This window comes from Streptomyces sp. NPDC056160 (assembly GCF_042268205.1).
Classification (GTDB): Bacteria; Actinomycetota; Actinomycetes; order Streptomycetales; family Streptomycetaceae; genus Streptomyces.
The window spans coordinates 1-17,696 of the sequence record NZ_JBHJUW010000160.1 but is presented as its reverse complement, the minus strand read 5'-3'; the positions used below and the strand labels follow the sequence as shown (position 1 = coordinate 17,696).

17 protein-coding genes are annotated in these 17,696 nt (G+C 71.6%); 9 read left to right on the top strand and 8 right to left on the bottom strand.

Annotated features, from left to right (window positions below):
• Nucleotides 1-185: 185 nt before the first annotated feature.
• From nhaA to ACFC02_RS36400, 4 genes are all read left to right on the top strand, one after another.
• The gene (gene nhaA / locus ACFC02_RS36415; RefSeq protein WP_376366493.1) at nt 186-1,625 is read left to right on the top strand and encodes a Na+/H+ antiporter NhaA; all 1,440 of its coding nucleotides are present in this window, start codon (nt 186-188) and stop codon (nt 1,623-1,625) included.
• A 69-nt stretch (nt 1,626-1,694) separates the two neighbouring features.
• Complete coding sequence (locus tag ACFC02_RS36410) at nt 1,695-2,189, top strand: phage holin family protein (protein ID WP_360971164.1); 495 nt, start codon at nt 1,695-1,697, stop codon at nt 2,187-2,189.
• Nucleotides 2,186-3,136, top strand: a complete 951-nt coding sequence (locus tag ACFC02_RS36405) for an alpha/beta fold hydrolase (RefSeq protein ID WP_376366491.1) — start codon at nt 2,186-2,188, stop codon at nt 3,134-3,136. Before ACFC02_RS36410 ends, ACFC02_RS36405 begins: the two co-directional genes overlap by 4 nt.
• 152 nt (nt 3,137-3,288) lie before the next feature.
• Complete coding sequence (locus ACFC02_RS36400; protein ID WP_360971170.1) at nt 3,289-3,468, top strand: hypothetical protein; 180 nt, start codon at nt 3,289-3,291, stop codon at nt 3,466-3,468.
• Nucleotides 3,469-3,526: 58 nt separating this feature from the next.
• On the opposite strand, the gene ACFC02_RS36395 is transcribed toward ACFC02_RS36400, so the two are convergent.
• From ACFC02_RS36395 to nth, 3 genes are all read right to left on the bottom strand, one after another.
• On the bottom strand, nt 3,527-4,726 hold the full coding sequence (locus tag ACFC02_RS36395; RefSeq protein ID WP_376366488.1) for a MarP family serine protease: 1,200 nt from the start codon (nt 4,724-4,726) through the stop codon (nt 3,527-3,529).
• Between the two features lie 150 nt (nt 4,727-4,876).
• Entirely contained in the window at nt 4,877-5,599 is a 723-nt protein-coding gene (locus ACFC02_RS36390; protein WP_376366487.1) for an NUDIX hydrolase, read from the bottom strand.
• Nucleotides 5,600-5,729: 130 nt separating this feature from the next.
• Nucleotides 5,730-6,749 carry an endonuclease III gene (nth, locus tag ACFC02_RS36385; RefSeq protein ID WP_376366485.1) on the bottom strand — a complete coding sequence of 340 codons (1,020 nt, stop codon included), beginning with the start codon at nt 6,747-6,749 and terminating at the stop codon, nt 5,730-5,732.
• A 343-nt stretch (nt 6,750-7,092) separates the two neighbouring features.
• On the opposite strand from nth, the gene ACFC02_RS36380 reads away from it, so the two are divergent.
• Both ACFC02_RS36380 and ACFC02_RS36375 read left to right on the top strand, forming a co-directional pair.
• The gene (locus ACFC02_RS36380) at nt 7,093-7,767 is read left to right on the top strand and encodes a Crp/Fnr family transcriptional regulator (RefSeq protein ID WP_009189818.1); all 675 of its coding nucleotides are present in this window, start codon (nt 7,093-7,095) and stop codon (nt 7,765-7,767) included.
• Nucleotides 7,768-7,838: 71 nt separating this feature from the next.
• Nucleotides 7,839-8,588: a nucleotidyltransferase domain-containing protein gene (locus ACFC02_RS36375; RefSeq protein ID WP_376366483.1), complete on the top strand. Its 750-nt coding sequence runs from the start codon at nt 7,839-7,841 to the stop codon at nt 8,586-8,588.
• Nucleotides 8,589-8,611: 23 nt separating this feature from the next.
• Here ACFC02_RS36375 and ACFC02_RS36370 read toward each other — a convergent pair whose 3' ends face one another.
• The 4 genes from ACFC02_RS36370 to ACFC02_RS36355 all read right to left on the bottom strand — a co-directional run bounded on the left by ACFC02_RS36370 (nt 8,612) and on the right by ACFC02_RS36355 (nt 11,599).
• Nucleotides 8,612-9,460: an MBL fold metallo-hydrolase gene (locus ACFC02_RS36370; protein WP_376366481.1), complete on the bottom strand. Its 849-nt coding sequence runs from the start codon at nt 9,458-9,460 to the stop codon at nt 8,612-8,614.
• 136 nt (nt 9,461-9,596) lie between these two features.
• A complete protein-coding gene (locus ACFC02_RS36365; protein WP_376366478.1) occupies nt 9,597-10,469 on the bottom strand; it encodes an NUDIX hydrolase in 873 nt (290 codons plus the stop codon).
• Nucleotides 10,470-10,979: 510 nt separating this feature from the next.
• The gene (locus tag ACFC02_RS36360) at nt 10,980-11,444 is read right to left on the bottom strand and encodes a RidA family protein (RefSeq protein WP_376366477.1); all 465 of its coding nucleotides are present in this window, start codon (nt 11,442-11,444) and stop codon (nt 10,980-10,982) included.
• On the bottom strand, nt 11,441-11,599 hold the full coding sequence (locus tag ACFC02_RS36355) for a DUF4177 domain-containing protein (protein WP_086024262.1): 159 nt from the start codon (nt 11,597-11,599) through the stop codon (nt 11,441-11,443). Before ACFC02_RS36355 ends, ACFC02_RS36360 begins: the two co-directional genes overlap by 4 nt.
• 242 nt (nt 11,600-11,841) lie before the next feature.
• Between ACFC02_RS36355 and ACFC02_RS36350 the strand changes: the two genes are divergently transcribed.
• Together ACFC02_RS36350 and ACFC02_RS36345 are read left to right on the top strand one after the other, a co-directional pair.
• A complete protein-coding gene (locus ACFC02_RS36350; RefSeq protein WP_376366475.1) occupies nt 11,842-12,819 on the top strand; it encodes an ArsA family ATPase in 978 nt (325 codons plus the stop codon).
• Entirely contained in the window at nt 12,816-14,291 is a 1,476-nt protein-coding gene (locus ACFC02_RS36345) for an ArsA family ATPase (protein ID WP_376366473.1), read from the top strand. The genes ACFC02_RS36350 and ACFC02_RS36345 overlap by 4 nt, the downstream gene beginning before the upstream one ends.
• A gap of 105 nt (nt 14,292-14,396) precedes the next feature.
• Here ACFC02_RS36345 and wblA read toward each other — a convergent pair whose 3' ends face one another.
• Nucleotides 14,397-14,735 carry a transcriptional regulator WblA gene (wblA, locus tag ACFC02_RS36340; RefSeq protein WP_360971193.1) on the bottom strand — a complete coding sequence of 113 codons (339 nt, stop codon included), beginning with the start codon at nt 14,733-14,735 and terminating at the stop codon, nt 14,397-14,399.
• Between the two features lie 448 nt (nt 14,736-15,183).
• Here wblA and ACFC02_RS36335 point away from each other — a divergent pair, with 448 nt between their 5' ends.
• The gene (locus tag ACFC02_RS36335) at nt 15,184-17,481 is read left to right on the top strand and encodes a transglycosylase domain-containing protein (protein WP_376366470.1); all 2,298 of its coding nucleotides are present in this window, start codon (nt 15,184-15,186) and stop codon (nt 17,479-17,481) included.
• The last annotated feature ends 215 nt before the right edge of the window (nt 17,482-17,696 follow it).

Genomic DNA, 17,696 nt, shown 5'->3' with positions numbered 1-17,696 from the left:
GGACGCCGGGTGCCCTTTCGCGCGCTCCGCTCCGCCATGGGGCGTGCGAGGTCGTCCCAGCGCGTATGCCCTCCCGGCGCACGTTAGGTAAACTAAGCAAAGCAACACAACGCAACAAGATCCTCAGGTGCGCCGGGAAGTCTGGTCGGCATGTGCTCAGCGCTGCCCACCGACCGGAGGTTCCCGTGGCCACCCCCCGCTCCCGCGCCGCCCGCAAAGTCCTCGGACGCCTGTCCCTGCCGGAGCGGAACTTCGTCGCCGACGCCCTGCGCACCGAGACCGTGGGCGGTGTCCTGCTGCTGCTCGCGGCGATCGCCGCGATCGTCTGGGCGAACATCCCCGCCCTGCACGCCGGCTACGAGAGCGTCGGCCACTTCCGCTTCGGCCCCTCCGCCCTCGGCCTCGACCTGTCCGTGGCGCACTGGGCCGCCGACGGGCTCCTCGCCGTCTTCTTCTTCGTCGCCGGCATCGAACTCAAGCGGGAACTGGTCGCGGGCGATCTGCGGGACCCCAGAGCCGCCGTCCTGCCGGTGGTCGCCGCCCTGTGCGGCATGGCGGCCCCCGCGGCGGTGTACGCCCTCACCAACCTCACCGGCGGCGGCTCGCTCGGCGGCTGGGCGGTGCCGACCGCGACCGACATCGCCTTCGCGCTGGCCGTGCTCGCGGTCATCGGCACCTCCCTGCCCAGCGCGCTGCGCGCCTTCCTGCTCACCCTCGCCGTCGTCGACGACCTGTTCGCCATCCTGATCATCGCGGTCTTCTTCACCGACCACCTGAACTTCGCCGCCCTCGCCGGAGCGGTCGTGGGCCTGGCCGTCTTCTGGCTGCTGCTGCGCAAGGGTGTGCGCGGGTGGTACGTGTACGTGCCGCTCGCACTCGTCATCTGGGGGCTGATGTACAACAGCGGCGTGCACGCCACCATCGCGGGCGTCGCGATGGGCCTGATGCTGCGCTGCACCACCCGCGAGGGCGAGGAGCACTCGCCCGGCGAGCACATCGAGCATCTCGTACGCCCCCTGTCGGCGGGCCTGGCCGTCCCCCTGTTCGCACTGTTCAGCGCGGGCGTCTCCGTCTCCGGCGGAGCGCTGGCCGACGTGTTCACCCGCCCCGAGACGCTCGGTGTCGTACTCGGTCTGGTCGTCGGCAAGACGGTGGGCATCTTCGGCGGGACCTGGCTCACCGCCCGGTTCACCAAGGCGTCGCTCAGCGACGATTTGGCCTGGGCCGACGTCTTCGCCCTCGCCACGCTCGCCGGGATCGGCTTCACCGTCTCCCTGCTCATCGGCGAACTGGCCTTCCAGGGCGACGCGACGCTGACCGACGAGGTCAAGGCCGCCGTCCTCACCGGCTCGGTCGTCGCGGCGGCGCTCGCGACCGTGCTCCTCAAGATACGGAACGCGAGATACCGCAAGTTGTGCGAGGCCGAGGAGCGCGACGACGACCTCGACGGCATCCCGGACGTGTACGAGGAGGACGACCCCGCCTACCACCTGCGCATGGCGGCGATCCTCGAACGCAAGGCCGCCGAACACCGTCGGATCGCCACCCGCAAGGAGGCCGAACGGGCAGGGCGGCTTGCGGAAGTGCAGGGCGGGGCAGGCGAGCAGAACGACAGTCCGGCATGATCTGACGGGACGGTACAAAAACTCGGACCGTTCCCGGAACGCAGAGTCAGGCAGAAGAGGGAGACCGCGATGAGCGCACCCGACGGCAGCCCGGTCGGCGCCGAACGCAGCATCGGCCAGCTGTTCGCCTCGGCGACGGCGGAGATGTCGGCGCTGGTGCACGACGAGATCGCGTTGGCGAAGGCGCAGCTGAAGCAGGACGTCAAGCGTGGCGCGGTGAGCGGCGGCGCGTTCTCGGTGGCCGGCGCGATCCTGCTCTTCTCGCTGCCGATGCTCAACTTCGCTCTCGCGTACGGCATCCGAACCTGGAGCGGCTGGAACCTCGCGATCTGCTTCGTGCTTTCCTTCGCGGCCAACGTCCTGGTCGCCGGGTTCCTCGGCCTGATCGGCACCGTCTTCGCCAAGAAGGCCAAGAAGGGCAAGGGCCCCCAGAAGGTGGCCGCCTCCATGAAGCAGACCGCCGGCGTGCTCCAGAACGCCAAGCCGCATCCCCGTCCGGAAACCGCCGCTCTGGAGGACCGCACCCCGCCGGCCATCGAGGCTGTGGCACGCTCGTCCTCATGACGGACCCCGCCACTCCTTCGGCGCAATCGACCTCGGTCGTACGGATCGGCATCCCCGGCGACCGGAAGGTGACGCACCGGGACGTCGCCGCCAACGGCGCCCGTTTCCACATCGCCGAGACGGGCGACGGACCGCTGGTTCTCCTGCTGCACGGCTTCCCGCAGTTCTGGTGGACCTGGCGTCACCAGCTCACCGCGCTCGCCGACGCGGGCTTCAGGGCCGTGGCGATGGACCTGCGGGGCGTGGGCGGCAGCGACCGTACGCCGCGCGGTTACGACCCGGCCAATCTCGCCCTGGACATCACCGGCGTGATCCGCTCCCTCGGTGAGCCCGACGCGGCGCTGGTCGGCCACGACCTCGGCGGCTACCTGGCCTGGACGGCGGCGGCGATGCGCCCCAAGCTCGTCCGGCGCCTCGCCGTCGCCTCGATGCCCCACCCGCGGCGCTGGCGGTCGGCGATCCTGTCCGACGCCCGGCAGACCGCGGCGAGTTCCTACATCTGGGGCTTCCAGCGGCCGTGGATCCCCGAGCGGCAGCTCACCGCCGACGACGGCGCGCTGGTGGCCCGTCTCGTACGGGACTGGTCGGGACCGCGGCTGCCGGACGACGACGCGGTGGAGACGTACCGCAGGGCCATGTGCATCCCGTCGACGGCGCATTGCTCCGTCGAGCCGTACCGCTGGCTGGTGCGTTCCCTGGCCCGTCCGGACGGCATCCAGTTCTACCGCCGGATGAAGCGTCCGGTGCTCGTACCGACGCTGCATCTGCACGGCTCCCTCGACCCGGTGCAGCGCACCCGCAGCGCGGCCGGTTCCGGCGAGTACGTGGAGGCCCCGTACCGCTGGCGCCTGTTCGACGGGCTCGGGCACTTCCCGCACGAGGAGGACCCCGCGGCCTTCTCGACCGAGCTGATCAACTGGTTGAAGGATCCCGAACCCGATCGCTGACGGCCGGTGTGCGACCGTTCCGTGACCGTTTGGATGCGCCCGGTATCCGAACCTGAACACCTGCCCAACGAACGGCCAATTGCCCGGCGCATAGGCCAATTGAGGCGCCCGCAGGCGGTTATCGACCTTGGGACGGGGGCAGACGTCGGGGTATGGGCTGGACGCACGACTACAGTGACGTAGCACGCACCCGCCGATCGGCGAGCGGTCCGGGCTCCCTGCACAGGGAAGCCCCGCAACTGACGGGCACGGACCCCCGGGTCGGCATTCCGCACATCCTGCGCCGCCGCGCCCGCTGGGTCTCGGTACGCCTGCGGCATCCCCGCGGCTGACCCCCACCGGGCTCCGCCGCCGGGCGGGCGCGTCCCCAGGTCGCGTGCCGGACGGGTCTCACATCGCGCAGCGGTCGCTGTCCACCTGCTGGTCGGCCGTGCGTCCCTTGGCGATGTCCTGCTGGATCTCCTCGGCCGTGAGGGCGTAACCGGTGTTGGCGTCGTCGAGGGACTTCGCGAACACCACTCCGTAGACCCGGCCGTCGGTGGTGAGCAGGGGGCCGCCGGAGTTGCCCTGGCGGACGGTCGCGTAGATCGAGTAGACGTCGCGGCGCACGGTGCCCCGGTGGTAGATGTCCGGGCCGTTCGCCGTGATGCGCCCGCGCACGCGCGCGGCGCGGACGTCGTACGACCCGTTCTCCGGGAAGCCGGCGACGATCGCGCTGTCCTTGTTGTGCGCGACCGTGTCGGAGAAGTGCAGTACGGGCGCCTTCAGGTCGGGTACGTCGAGGACGGCGATGTCGCGGTGCCAGTCGTAGAGCACCACCTTCGCGTCGTACCTGCGGCCCTCGCCGCCTATCTGCACGGTGGGTTGGTCGACGCCGCCGACGACGTGTGCGTTGGTCATGACCCGGCGGTCGGCGAAGACGAACCCGCTGCCCTCCAGCACCTTGCCGCAGCTGCCGGCCGTGCCGACGACCTTGACGACGGACCGTTTGGCGCTGTGGGCGACCGCGCTGGTGCGCAGGGCCGGGTCCGGGGGCCGTACGTCGGTGATCGGCTCGTCGGTGAAGGGGCTGAAGACCTGCGGGAAGCCGTTGTGCGCGAGGACCGAGGTGAAGTCCGCGAACCAGGTGTTCGCCTGCTGCGGCATCACCTGGGAGACCCCGAGCAGCACCCTGGAGGAGCGCACCTCCTTGCCCAGGGTCGGTATGGTCGTGCCGCCGAGGGCCGAGCCGATCAGCCAGGCGACGAGCAGCATCGCGACGACGTTGACCAGGGCGCCGCCGGTCGCGTCCAGGGCGCGGGCCGGGGACCAGGTGATGTGCACGCGCAGTTTGTTGCCGAGGTGCGTGGTCAGGGCCTGGCCGACCGAGGCGCAGACGATGACGATGATGACGGCGACGACGGCCGTGGTGGTGCTGATGGGCGTGTTGTCCGTCAGGGCGTCCCAGATGACCGGGAGCGTGTACACGGCGACCAGGCCGCCGCCCAGGAAGCCGATCACCGACAGTATGCCGACGACGAATCCCTGGCGGTACCCGACGACCGCGAACCACACGGCGGCGACCAGCAGCAGGATGTCCAGCACGTTCACCGCGTCGAGCCTCGCCTCATCGTCTTCCGGTCACCACAGGTCACGGGTCAGGTCACAGGTCACAGGTCGGCCGGGGCCCGGCCGGCCGCGCGGCGACCCCAGGACACGGCGTCCTGGAAGATCCCGGCCCGAGCGGCACGCCCCACCCTGTCATGACCGCCAGTCGAGCGGGACCTGCTTGTCGTGGTCCCACGGCGTCTCCCAGCCCGCGTAGTGCAGCAGACGGTCGATGATTCCGGCCGTGAAGCCCCACACGAGGGCTGATTCGACCAGGAATGCCGGGCCTCTGTGGCCGCTGGGGTGCACGGTCGTGGCCCGGTTGCCGGGATGGGTGAGATCCGCCACGGGGACCGTGAAGACGCGTGCGGTCTCGGCGGGGTCGACCGCGTCCACCGGGCTGGGTTCGCGCCACCAGCCGAGTACGGGCGTCACGACGAAGCCGCTGACGGGGATGTAGAGCCGGGGCAGCACGCCGAACAACTGGACGCCGGCCGGGTCGAGTCCGGTCTCCTCCTCGGCCTCGCGCAGCGCGGCCCGCAGCGGTCCCTCGCCCTGCGGGTCACCGTCCTCGGGGTCGAGCGCACCGCCCGGGAAGGACGGCTGTCCGGCGTGCGAGCGCAGCGAACTCGCCCGCTCCATCAGCAGCAGCTCGGGCCCGCACTCCCCCTCCCCGAAGAGGACGAGGACGGCGGACTGGCGTCCCGCGCCGTCCTCCGGGGGCAGGAAGCGGCTCAGCTGGACGGGCTGGACCGTCTCGGCGACCCGCACGACCGGCTCCAGCCACTCCGGCAGGCCCTGCGTGCTCAGCGCCACCGGACCGCTCCGCGGCCCGCCCGTGCGCAGCCCGTCCGCCGTCTCGCTCGCTCGCGTCATCGCCACCCCCGTCCCCGTACCCGTGCACGCGACCGCGTCCGCTGGTGCACCCGAACCCGCGCCCGTGCCCGTCCGTCTCGCCGTCCTGTCGCGTCCAACGCCCGGGAGCACCGAGATCGTTCCTCGACCGTCATCGCCCCGCCAGGGGCGGTGCCGGTGTGCCGCCCGCGTCCAGGTAGGACTGCGGGGGCTTGAGGCGCTGACCGGGGAAGCCGCCCTTCTCGTACTTCAGCAGCTTCTTCGCCTTCTCCGGGTCGGTCTCCCCCTCGCCGTACGCCGGGCAGAGCGGGGCGATCGGGCAAGCGCCGCAGGCCGGCTTGCGGGCATGGCAGATGCGGCGGCCGTGGAAGATCACGTGGTGCGAGAGCATGGTCCACTCGCTCTGGGGGAAGAGCGCGCCGACGGCCCGCTCGATCTTGTCGGGGTCGGTCTCCTCGGTCCACTGCCAGCGCCTCACCAGCCGCTGGAAGTGGGTGTCCACGGTGATGCCGGGTCGGCCGAAGGCGTTGCCCAGCACGACGAAGGCGGTCTTGCGGCCGACGCCGGGCAGCTTCACCAGGTCTTCCAGGCGGCCCGGGACCTCGCCGTCGAACTCCTCCGCCAGCGCCTTGGACAGGCCCATGACTGACTTGGTCTTGGCCCGGAAGAAGCCGGTGGGCCGCAGGATCTCCTCGACCTCCTCCGGGTCGGCCGCCGCCAGGTCCTCCGGGGTCGGGTACTTCGCGAACAGGGCGGGCGTCGTCTGATTGACCCGGAGATCGGTGGTCTGGGCGGACAGGACCGTGGCGACGAGCAACTGGAAGGGGTTCTCGAAGTCCAGTTCCGGATGGGCGTACGGGTAGACCTCGGCCAGCTCGCGGTTGATGCGGCGGGCCCGGCGGACCAGGGCGGTGTTCGACTCGCCCTTCGGCGGCTTCGGGGCGACGTCCTTCACGGGCGAGGCCTTGCCCACGGCGGCGATGGCCTTCTCCGGAGCGACGGTCACCTTCTTGGGAGGCGCGGCCTTCTTCACGGCGGCTCCCTTCACGGCGGCTGCCGCCTCCACAGCAGCGGACTTCGCGGGAGCGGCCTTCTTCGCGGTGCTCTTCGCAGCAGCGGTCTTCCCTGCGGGGGTCGACTTGGCGGTGCTCTTCCCGGCCGCTTTCTTCATGGGCGTCCTGTTCACGCCTTTCGCCGCTTCCGCCGCTTTCCCACCGCCTTCGGGCTGCTGTTCGCCCACAGCGGAATCCTTACGTACAACCACCCGCCCAGCCCCCTAGGCCTGTGCTCTCACCGGCGATTCGGACACCCGGCCAGCCTAAGGCCCGGCACCGACATCCGCCCCGGACCCCGAAGATCGGCGCCCGATTGGACCCCTGCCGCGTACCCCGGGACACCTGTACGGCATCCTTGTGACAGATCACACTGTTTGGACCGTCCGGCAAAATGGGGAACACGGTCCCCTGGCGACGGGGGAGCAAGATCCCCTGAGCAGGTCGACAAGGAGAGAACTCGTGGACGACGTTCTGCGGCGCAATCCGCTCTTCGCGGCGCTCGACGACGAGCAGGCCGCGGAGCTTCGCGCCTCCATGACGGAGGTGACTCTCGCACGTGGCGACTCGCTGTTCCACGAGGGTGACCCGGGCGACCGCCTCTACGTGGTCACCGAGGGCAAGGTCAAGCTGCACCGCACGTCCCCGGACGGCCGCGAGAACATGCTGGCCGTCGTGGGCCCCGGCGAGCTGATCGGCGAGCTGTCGCTCTTCGACCCGGGCCCGCGCACCGCGACGGCGACGGCGCTGACCGAGGTCAAGCTGCTGGCCCTGGGCCACGGCGACCTCCAGCCCTGGCTGAACGTGCGGCCCGAGGTGGCCGGCGCCCTGCTGCGCGCCGTCGCCCGTCGACTGCGCAAGACCAACGACCAGATGTCCGACCTGGTCTTCTCCGACGTGCCGGGCCGCGTCGCCCGCGCCCTGCTGGACCTCTCCCGTCGCTTCGGGGTGCAGTCCGAGGAGGGCATCCACGTCGTGCACGACCTGACGCAGGAGGAGCTGGCCCAGCTGGTCGGCGCGTCCCGCGAGACGGTCAACAAGGCACTGGCCGACTTCGCCCAGCGCGGCTGGCTCCGCCTGGAGGCGCGCGCGGTCATCCTGCTCGACGTGGAGCGCCTGGCCAAGCGGTCGCGCTGACCTCCGGGCCCGTCACCCCCAAGGGCCTCAGCCCGGAGGGGTACATCGCGCGCGAAGGGTCTCTCGCGCGCGTGCCCGCCGCGTTCCGTCCCGTCCTCGCCGCGGCCCGGGAGCGACTGCCCCGCCTCTACGGGGCGCGGTTGCACAGCGCGTACGTCTACGGGTCGATCCCGCGCGGTACCGCGCGCGCGGGCCGCAGCGACCTGGACCTGCTGGTCGCCCTGCGCGGCGAACCGGGGGACGCCGACCGGGACGCCACGCGCGCGTTCGGCACGGCGCTCGATCAGGAGTTCCCCGAGGTCGACGGCGTCGGCACGCTGCTGCACAGCCGGGAGACGCTGCTGAGCGATCTGGAGCGGTACGACCTCGGCTGGTTCGTCGCCTGCCTGTGCACGCCCCTGCTCGGAGACGATCTCGCCGCCCGCCTCCCCCGCTACCGCCCGGACGATCCGCTGCTCGCCCGCGAGACGAACGGGGACCTGTCCCGGCTCCTTCCCCGGTGGCGGGAGCGGATCGCCACCGCCGAGGACACCGAGGAGGCCCGTAGGCCCCTGGTCCGGTTCATGTCCCGGCACCTCGTGCGGACGGGGTTCACGTTGGTCATGGGCCGCTGGCAGGGCTGGACCAGCGACCTCCACGAGATGGCCGCCGCCTTCGGTACGTACCACCCCGCGCGGGCCGTCCAGATGGCCGCCGCGGCCGTCCTCGGGTACGAGCCCGTCGGTGACCCGGCCGTCCTCGGCTCCTACGTCGACGACCTCGGGCCCTGGCTCGCCGGGGAGTACGCGCGCGTGCACGGCGTCAAGGCGCCCCGCTCCTGAGCGCGGGGGCACCGCCCCGGGGCCTACGTGCCGGCCGGGCCCTGGATCAGCCCGTGCTCTTGCAGGTAGTCGAGCTGTGCCCGAACCGACAGCTCCGCCGCCGGCCACAGGGAGCGGTCCACGTCGGCGTACACGTGCGCGACGACGTCGGCCGGGCTGCGGTGGCCGTCCTCGACGGCCGTCTCGACCTGGGCCAGCCGGTGGGCGCGGTGGGCCAGGTAGTACTCCACGGCGCCCTGGGCGTCCTCCAGGACCGGTCCGTGGCCCGGCAGGACGGTGTGCACGCCGTCGTCGACCGTGAGGGACCTCAGGCGTCGCAGCGAGTCCAGGTAGTCGCCGAGCCGGCCGTCCGGGTGCGCGACGACCGTCGTGCCGCGGCCCAGGATCGTGTCACCGGTGAGCACAGCGCGGTCGGCCGGGAGGTGGAAGCACAGGGAGTCCGCGGTGTGACCGGGCGTCGGGACGACCACCATCTCCAGGCCGCCCACCCGGATCACGTCCCCCGCGCCCAGGCCCTCGTCGCCCAGCCGCAGGGCCGGGTCGAGGGCACGCACGCGCGTGCCGGTCAGCTCGGCGAAGCGGGCGGCGCCCTCCGCGTGGTCGGGATGACCGTGGGTCAGCAGGGTCAGGGCGATGTGCTTGCCCGCCTTCTCCGCGGTGTCGACGACGTGGCGCAGGTGCCCCTCGTCGAGCGGGCCCGGGTCGATCACCACGGCCGACTCCGAGCCGGGCTCGGAGACGATCCAGGTGTTGGTGCCGTCCAGGGTCATGGCGGAGGCGTTGGGCGCGAGGACGTTCACCGCCCGCGCGGTGGCGGGTCCGGAGAGGACACCACCGCGGGGCTGGCCGGGGAGCGCTGCTGCGTCCGTCATGCGAGGGGACCTTCCTGGGCATCGGGCGTACGAAGCCGTGGCCGGAGGCGGGGGTGGGGGGCGGGTTGGAGCCGTGGGCGGGGCCGGGCGCGGCGGGCGGGCCGGTGCCGTGGGCAGGAACGGGTCCGGGGCGGCGTCATGCGGTCGTCGCTCCGCCGGTGGGGATGCGCCGGGTGAACTCCTCGTGGCCCGGCCAGGACAGGACCACCTCGCCGTCCACCAGGCGGGCCCGGGCGAGCACGGGGGTCAGGTCCCGCTCCGCCGCCGCCCCGAGCGCCTGCGCGGGGCTGCCGTAGGGGACGAGCTGGCGCAGCGTGGCGACGGTCGGCGGCATCATCAGCAGCTCACCCTCGTCGTATCCGGCGGCCGCGTCCGCGGGCCGGATCCACACCGTGCGGTCGGCCTCCGTGGAGGCGTTCCGGGTCCGCTGGCCCTCCGGGAGCGCGGCCACGAAGAACCAGGTGTCGTAGCGCCGGGGTTCGAACTCCGGCGTGATCCATCGCGTCCAGGCACCCAGCAGGTCGGAGCGCAGGGTCAGGCCGCGGCGGTCGAGGAACTCGGCGAAGGAGAGCTCCCGCCCGACCAGTGCGGCGCGGTCGGCCTCCCAGTCCGCGCCCGTCGTGTCGCCGACGACCGAGTCGGGGCCCGGCCCGGCGAGCAGGACGCCCGCCTCCTCGTACGTCTCGCGGACGGCCGCGCAGACGATCGCCTGGGCCGCCGCGTCGTCCACGCCGAGGCGGTCGGCCCACCACGCGCGCGTGGGACCCGCCCAGCGCACCTGCTGGTCGTCGTCGCGCGGGTCGACGCCGCCGCCGGGATAGGCGTACGCGCCCCCGGCGAAGGCCATGGAGGCGCGTCTGCGCAGCATGTGCACGGCTGGACCGGCGTCGGTGTCCCGCAGGAGCATGACGGTGGCCGCGCGCCGGGGCGCGACCGGGGTGAGGGTGCCGTCCGCGAGCGCGCGGATGCGGTCCGGCCAGTCCGGAGGGAACCACTGCCCATTCGCCATGGCCGGAGGCTATCCCTTGGCGCGCGAACGTTCGAGAGGTGCCTGGGGTCGCGGACGGGGGCCCGTGCCCTGTGGGCGAGAAGGGGCCGTGTCCGGGGGGCGAGACGGGGCCCAGGGCCGTTGCGACCTGAGGGGAGGGCCCCCGGGGTCAGGGGCGGGTCCGTGCCCTGTAGGCGAGAACGGGACCGTACCCAGGGTCCGAGAACGGGACCGTACCCAGGGTCAGAGGCCGGTGTGTCCCGGAGGGAGGTCTTCCCCCTCGGGGGCGGGGGCAGATGCGCGCAGACGCGCCCCGAGGCCACTGACGAGTCCCTCCCCTGGCCAGGAGCGGATCCGCCCAGAGGGCTGCGGCAGGCGCGTGTCCAAGGCCGGCAACAGGTGGGGCCCCACGGCCGGGGGCACGTCCGCGCCGAGATCAGGAGCGGGATGCGTGCCCGAGGCCGGCGGCAGGCACATGCCCGAGGCCAGAGGCCGGCCGCCCCCAGGAGGGGCAGGTCCGCCGGTGGCCGCTCAGGGGACCAGCTCGACCTGGATCTCCACCTCCACCGGCGCGTCCAGCGGCAGTACCGCCACGCCGACCGCGCTGCGCGCGTGCACGCCCTTGTCGCCCAGGACCTCGCCCAGCAGTTCGCTGGCGCCGTTGACGACACCGGGCTGGCCGGTGAAGTCCGTGGCCGAGGCGACGAAGCCCACGACCTTCACCACGCGCGCGATGCGGTCCAGGTCGCCCGCGACGGACTTGACGGCCGCGAGCGCGTTCAGCGCGCAGGTGCGGGCCAGGTCCTTGGCCTCCTCCGGGGTGACCTCCAGGCCCACCTTGCCGGTGACCGGGAGCTTGCCGTCCACCATCGGCAGCTGGCCGGCGGTGTAGACGTACGGGCCGGACTGCACGGCGGGCTGGTAGGCGGCCAGCGGCGGCACGACCTCCGGCAGCGTCAGGCCCAGCTCGGCCAGCTTGGCCTCGACCGCGCTCATGCCTGCTTCTCCCGCTTCAGGTAGGCCACCAGCTGCTCCGGGTTCGGCCCGGGCACGACCTGGACGAGCTCCCAGCCGTCCTCGCCCCAGTTGTCCAGGATCTGCTTCGTGGCGTGGACGAGCAGCGGCACGGTTGCGTATTCCCACTTGGTCATGGGCCGACTGTAGCCGCTGCCGTGACCGGTCCCGCCGCCGGACGCACGACCGGGGGCGGGAGCCGGTCACGGCAGCGCGGGGGCGACGCGGAAGGGCGGTGGGGGGCGACGCGGAAGGGCGGTGGGGGGCGACGCGGCGGGGCAGTGGGGGCGGCGTGGAGACGGCGCCGCGACGGCTCCGGGGCGGCGGTTGTCCACAGCCTCCCGCGTGACCCGGGCGCGGACTGGTTAGGCTCGAAGGTGTGAGCAGGCTCCAGGTCGTCAGCGGCAAGGGCGGGACCGGAAAGACCACGGTCGCCGCAGCCCTCGCGCTGGCCCTGGCCACGAAGGGGAAGCGGACGCTCCTCGTCGAGGTCGAGGGCCGGCAGGGCATCGCACAGCTCTTCGAAACGGAGGCGCTGCCCTATGAGGAACGGAAGATCGCCGTCGCCCCCGGGGGCGGGGAGGTGTACGCGCTCGCCATAGACCCCGAACTGGCGCTGCTGGACTACCTCCAGATGTTCTACAAGCTGGGCAGCGCGGGCCGGGCCCTGAAGAAGCTCGGCGCGATCGACTTCGCGACCACCATCGCGCCCGGCGTCCGGGACGTCCTGCTGACCGGCAAGGCGTGCGAGGCGGTGCGGCGCAAGGACCGCGGCGGACGGTTCGCCTACGACTACGTCGTCATGGACGCGCCCCCCACCGGCCGCATCGCCCGCTTCCTCAACGTCAACGACGAGGTGGCCGGGCTGGCCAAGATCGGCCCGATACACAATCAGGCCCAAGCCGTGATGCGGGTGCTGAAGTCGGCCGAGACCGCCGTGCACCTGGTGACGCTGCTGGAGGAGATGCCCGTCCAGGAGACCGTGGACGGCATCGCTGAACTGCGCGCCGCCCGGCTGCCGGTGGGCCGCATCGTCGTGAACATGGTGCGCCCGCAGATGCTGGACGCGGCCGACCTGGAACTCGTACGGACCGTGCCGCGGACCGCGCTCGCCCGGTCGCTGTCCTCCGCCGGGCTCGGCGGCGCACGGCGCGGCGGGAACGCCGAGCGGCTGGTGGACCCACTGCTGGGGCAGGCCGACGAGTACGCCGAGCGGTACGCGCTGGAACAGGAGCAGCGGTCGGTCCTGGGCGAGCTGGGCCTGCCGCTGCACGAACTGCCACTGCTCGCCGAGGGCATGGACCTGGCGGGCCTGTACGAACTGGCGACCGAGCTGCGGAAGCAGGGGATGTCATGAGCCCGGACCCGGCCCCCGCGCGGGAGACCGATCGGCCCTCCGGCCACGCCCAGGACGGCGCCCGCCGTCTCCCCCACACGCGCGTGCTGGACGTCGACCCGCTGATCGACGACCCGGGAACGCGAATCGTGGTGTGCTGCGGTTCGGGCGGGGTCGGCAAGACGACGACGGCGGCGGCCCTGGGCCTGCGGGCCGCCGAGCGGGGCCGCAAGGTGGTCGTCCTGACCATCGACCCGGCCCGCCGGCTCGCCCAGTCCATGGGCATCGACTCCCTCGACAACGTGCCGCGCCGGGTGAAGGGCACCGAGGGCGAGGGCGAGCTGCACGCCATGATGCTCGACATGAAGCGCACCTTCGACGAGGTCGTCGAGGCGCACGCGGATCCCGAGCGGGCCGCCGCGATCCTGGCCAACCCCTTCTACCAGTCGCTCTCGGCGGGCTTCGCGGGCACGCAGGAGTACATGGCGATGGAGAAGCTGGGCCAGCTGCGCGCGCGGGACGAGTGGGACCTGATCGTCGTCGACACACCGCCCTCCCGTTCGGCGCTGGACTTCCTGGACGCGCCCAAGCGGCTGGGTTCCTTCCTGGACGGCCGGCTGATCCGGCTGCTGACCGCCCCGGCGAAGCTGGGCGGGCGCGCGGGGATGAAGTTCCTGAACGTCGGCATGTCGATGATGACCGGCACGCTCGGCAAACTGCTCGGCGGCCAGCTGCTCAAGGACGTACAGACGTTCGTGGCGGCGATGGACACGACCTTCGGCGGCTTCCGCACGCGCGCGGACGCCACGTACAAGCTGCTCCAGGCGCCGGGGACGGCGTTCCTGGTGGTCGCGGCCCCGGAGCGGGACGCGCTGCGCGAGGCCGCGTACTTCGTGGAGCGGCTGGCCGCGGAGAAGATGCCGCTGGCGGGCCTGGTGCTCAACCGCGTCCACGGCAGCGGCGCCGGACATCTGTCGGCCGAGCGGGCGCTCGCGGCGGCGGAAAATCTTGAAGAGCCCGGCATTGTGGATCAGGAGGGCGGGAAAGCTGGACTTCGTAACTCTCCCGAAACGTACGGAAGTTCAGAGTCTCCCGGTTCTCCCGAATCCTCCGGCTCCCCCGACTCCTCCCACTCTGGCGACCCTGTCGACACCGCCGGCTCCACGGCTTCCGACGCACCCGGATCTGTGATCGACCCCGCCGGTCCGGCGGACGCGGTGGATGCGACGGACGCGGCGGACGCGGTGGATCCCATGGATGCCGTCGACCCCGTCGACCTGGTCACCGCGGGTCTGCTGCGGCTGCACGCCGAACGCATGCAGTTGCTCGCGCGCGAACAGCGCACGCGGGACCGCTTCGCCGCCCGGCATCCCGAGGTGGCGGTGGCGGAGGTGGCCGCGCTGCCCGGCGACGTACACGACCTCGTGGGGCTGCGGGACATCGGGGACCGGCTCGCGGACAACCGCCGCGAGCTGCCCGAGCCGGGCGCCTGAGGGGACAACGCCCCGAGGGACCAGGGGGAAAGCCGCTCGCGGGAACGACGGCCCGGGACGGAAGGGAGCCCGGGCGCAGGACGAACATGGGGCGGGCGGACGCCCTCAGCCCACCGCCGCGTAGCTCTCGTACACCTGGTCGTCGTCGAGTGACACGAGGCCCGAGCCGCGCTCGTACTCCAGGCGCGCGGTCTCCAGCAGCCGGCGCCAGGAGGTGACGGTCGGCCGTCTGCGCAGCAGAGCGCGGCGCTCCCGCTCCGTCATGCCTCCCCAGACGCCGAACTCGACGCGGTTGTCGAGCGCGTCGGCCAGGCACTCGGTGCGCACCGGGCACCCCGTGCACACCGCCTTGGCCCTGTTCTGCGCTGCTCCCTGAACGAACAGTTCATCCGGATCGGTAGTGCGGCAGGCCGCCTGCGCACTCCAGTCGGTTACCCAGCCCATACCGGCGCCGTCCTCTCCCGAATCGAGGCTCCCCCACGGCGGCAGCGGCATATTCACCGCCGCCAGTTGAGGACGTTACGGAAGGTGGGCACAGCGCAACACCCCCAGCGGGCCCAATCTTGAATGGTCCGAACGGACTATGGGTTAACGGCAGATCACCCGGGGGAGTGAGCTGGCGACATGCACGACATTCCCGGCACAAGGGGTAGTTCTCGTGCGTCACAACGGACATCGCGGACCACACGAGGTGAATCCGGGCACGCGCCCCGCGCACTTCCGCCGCCCGTCCAGGAGCGCTCAACACCGTTCAGCGCGGGTCCGGAACGTTTCGGGATCGCCGGACGTATGGACAGATGACGGGTAGGGAGCCGTACCGCTGTGACAGTTGAGAGCAGCTTAGGCCAAGGCATATACGCGTGTCCGGCGAATGAGAACGTAGGCTGCCCCCATGCCAAAGAAGCGCTCCGGCGGTGGCCAGTCGCCCACGCAGCAGGCCGCCAAGTTCCTCGGTGTCAGTGTGCTCGCGGGAGCGGTCCTGGCCGGTATCGCGTTGCCCGCGGCCGGCGCGCTGGGCCTGGCGGCCAAGGGGTCGGTCCAGGGGTTCGACGACATCCCGGCCAACCTCAAGCGACCGCCGCTCAGCCAGCGCACCACGATCCTGGACAGCCACGGCAGCCAGCTCGCCCAGGTCTACTCCCGTGACCGCACGGTGGTGGACCTCAAGGACATCTCGCCGTACATGCAGAAGGCGATCGTCGCCATCGAGGACTCGCGCTTCTACCAGCACGGCGCGATCGACCTGAAGGGCGTCCTGCGCGCGCTCAACAAGAACGCGACGAGCGGCGGGGTCTCCCAGGGCGCCTCCACGCTGACCCAGCAGTACGTGAAGAACGTCTTCGTGGAGGAGGCGGGCGACGACCCGACGAAGGTCGCGCAGGCCACGCAGCAGACCCTCGGCCGCAAGATCAAGGAACTGAAGTACGCGATCCAGGTCGAGCAGGACCTGGGCAAGAAGCGCATCCTCGAGAACTACCTGAACATCACCTTCTTCGGTGAGCAGGCCTACGGTGTCGAGGCCGCCTCCCAGCGCTACTTCTCCAAGCACGCCAAGGACCTCACCCTCCCCGAGGCCGCGCTGCTGGCCGGCGTCGTCCAGTCGCCGAGCCGCTACGACCCGGTCAACGACGAGGCCGAGGCCACCAAGCGGCGCAACACCGTGCTGCAGCGCATGGCCGAGGTCGGGGACATCTCGCAGGCGGAGGCCGACAAGGCCGAGAAGGCACCGCTGGAACTGAAGGTCACCCGCCCGCGCAACGGCTGCATCACGGCGGTCAAGGACTCGGCCTTCTTCTGCAAGTACGTCGAGAAGGTCTTCCTGAACGACCCGGTCTTCGGCAAGACCCGCACCGAGCGCGCCAAGATCTGGAACCAGGGCGGTCTGACCATCCGCACCACCCTGGACCCCCAGGCCCAGGCGTCGGTGCAGGCCTCGCTGAAGCAGCACATCTACCAGTCGGACCCCGTCGCCTCGGCGGCCGTCCTGGTCGAGCCGGGCACCGGCAAGATCGTCGCGATGGGCCAGTCCAAGCCGTACGGCTACGGGAAGAACGAGACCGAGATCAACTACTCGGTCGGCAGCGACGCGGGCGGCTCGAACTACGGGTTCCCGACCGGTTCGACGTTCAAGCCGTTCGTGGCGGCGGCGGCGATCGAGGGCGGCAAGCCGCCCACGCAGGAGTACTCGTCGCCGTACAAAATGCCGTACCCGAGCCCGGTGCAGGCGTGCGACGGCAAGCGCTGGGTGAACTCGTACCACGAGAACGTGGAGAACGAGAGCACCTCCGAGCACGGCCCGTACGCCATGAAGGAGGCCATGGCGAAGTCGGTCAACACCTACTTCGTGCAGATGATCTCCGAGGTCGGCCTCTGCCCGGTGACCACCATGACCGACAAGCTGCACGTGGTGCAGGGCGACGGCAAGAAACTGCCGCAGGCGCCCTCCATCGCGCTCGGCGCGGTCGGCATCTCGCCGCTGACGATGGCCAGCGCGTACGCCACCTTCGCCTCCCGCGGCACCTACTGCACCCCGGTCGCCATCGAGTCGATCACTCAGAAGATCGGTGGCCGGGAGAAGCCCCTGGCCGTGCCGAAGTCGACCTGCTCGCGGGCCATGTCCGAGAAGACCGCGGACACCGTCAACACACTGCTGCAGGGCGTGATCGACTCCGGTACCGGCCAGCAGGCCGGCCTCTCGGACCGCGACAACGCCGGTAAGACGGGTACGACGGACGAGCGCAAGAACGCCTGGTTCGTCGGCTACACGCCGAACATGGCGGGCGCGGTGTGGGTCGGCAGCGCCACCCAGCAGGTCAAGATGACCGACATCCGCATCGGCGGCGTCATGCACGGCCTGGTCTACGGCGCCGACGTGCCCGGCCCGATCTGGCGGGACGCGATGACGGGCGCACTGCAGGGCAAGCCCGCCCCGTCCTTCAACATCATCTCGATCCCGGACGGCGGCAAGGACAAAGGCCAGGACCAGGGTCAGGGTCAGGGTCAGGACAAGGGCAAGAACAAAGACAAGAACAAGGACAAGAACAAGGGGAAGGGCCACGGGGGAAACGGCGGGGGTAACGGCGGCTCCCCCGGCAACGGCGGCGGCGGATTCCCCGGCTTCCCCGGAGGCTTCATCCAGGGCCAGGGCGGCGGCACGCACAGGAACGGCAACGGCGGCCTGCACGGCTGAGCTGACAGGCCCGCGGGCGTACGCCGGCCCGCGCACACAGCGGAGAACAAGGCCGTAGCGGAGAAGAAGTCCGTAGCAGAGGACAAGGACGAAACAGCGAAGAAGGGGGGCCCGCGGGCAGGCGGGCGGGCCGCGTGAGTTGCCTTAGGGACAGTACCCGGGCCCCCCCCCCCGGCCGACCCCCCCCCCCCCCGCTCCAGCGCGGGTTCCCAGTC

Excerpts from the sequence above, each read along its gene's own strand:
- ACFC02_RS36335 (WP_376366470.1), top strand. The coding sequence starts at position 15,184 with ATGCCAAAGAAGCGCTCCGGCGGTGGCCAGTCGCCCACGCAGCAGGCC.
- ACFC02_RS36405 (WP_376366491.1), top strand. The coding sequence starts at position 2,186 with ATGACGGACCCCGCCACTCCTTCGGCGCAATCGACCTCGGTCGTACGG.
- nth (WP_376366485.1), bottom strand. The coding sequence starts at position 6,749 with ATGAAGAAAGCGGCCGGGAAGAGCACCGCCAAGTCGACCCCCGCAGGG.
- ACFC02_RS36345 (WP_376366473.1), top strand. The coding sequence starts at position 12,816 with ATGAGCCCGGACCCGGCCCCCGCGCGGGAGACCGATCGGCCCTCCGGC.
- ACFC02_RS36370 (WP_376366481.1), bottom strand. The coding sequence starts at position 9,460 with ATGACGGACGCAGCAGCGCTCCCCGGCCAGCCCCGCGGTGGTGTCCTC.
- ACFC02_RS36410 (WP_360971164.1), top strand. The coding sequence starts at position 1,695 with ATGAGCGCACCCGACGGCAGCCCGGTCGGCGCCGAACGCAGCATCGGC.
- ACFC02_RS36355 (WP_086024262.1), bottom strand. The coding sequence starts at position 11,599 with ATGACCAAGTGGGAATACGCAACCGTGCCGCTGCTCGTCCACGCCACG.
- ACFC02_RS36390 (WP_376366487.1), bottom strand. The coding sequence starts at position 5,599 with ATGACGCGAGCGAGCGAGACGGCGGACGGGCTGCGCACGGGCGGGCCG.
- ACFC02_RS36400 (WP_360971170.1), top strand. The coding sequence starts at position 3,289 with ATGGGCTGGACGCACGACTACAGTGACGTAGCACGCACCCGCCGATCG.
- wblA (WP_360971193.1), bottom strand. The coding sequence starts at position 14,735 with ATGGGCTGGGTAACCGACTGGAGTGCGCAGGCGGCCTGCCGCACTACC.
- ACFC02_RS36365 (WP_376366478.1), bottom strand. The coding sequence starts at position 10,469 with ATGGCGAATGGGCAGTGGTTCCCTCCGGACTGGCCGGACCGCATCCGC.
- ACFC02_RS36360 (WP_376366477.1), bottom strand. The coding sequence starts at position 11,444 with ATGAGCGCGGTCGAGGCCAAGCTGGCCGAGCTGGGCCTGACGCTGCCG.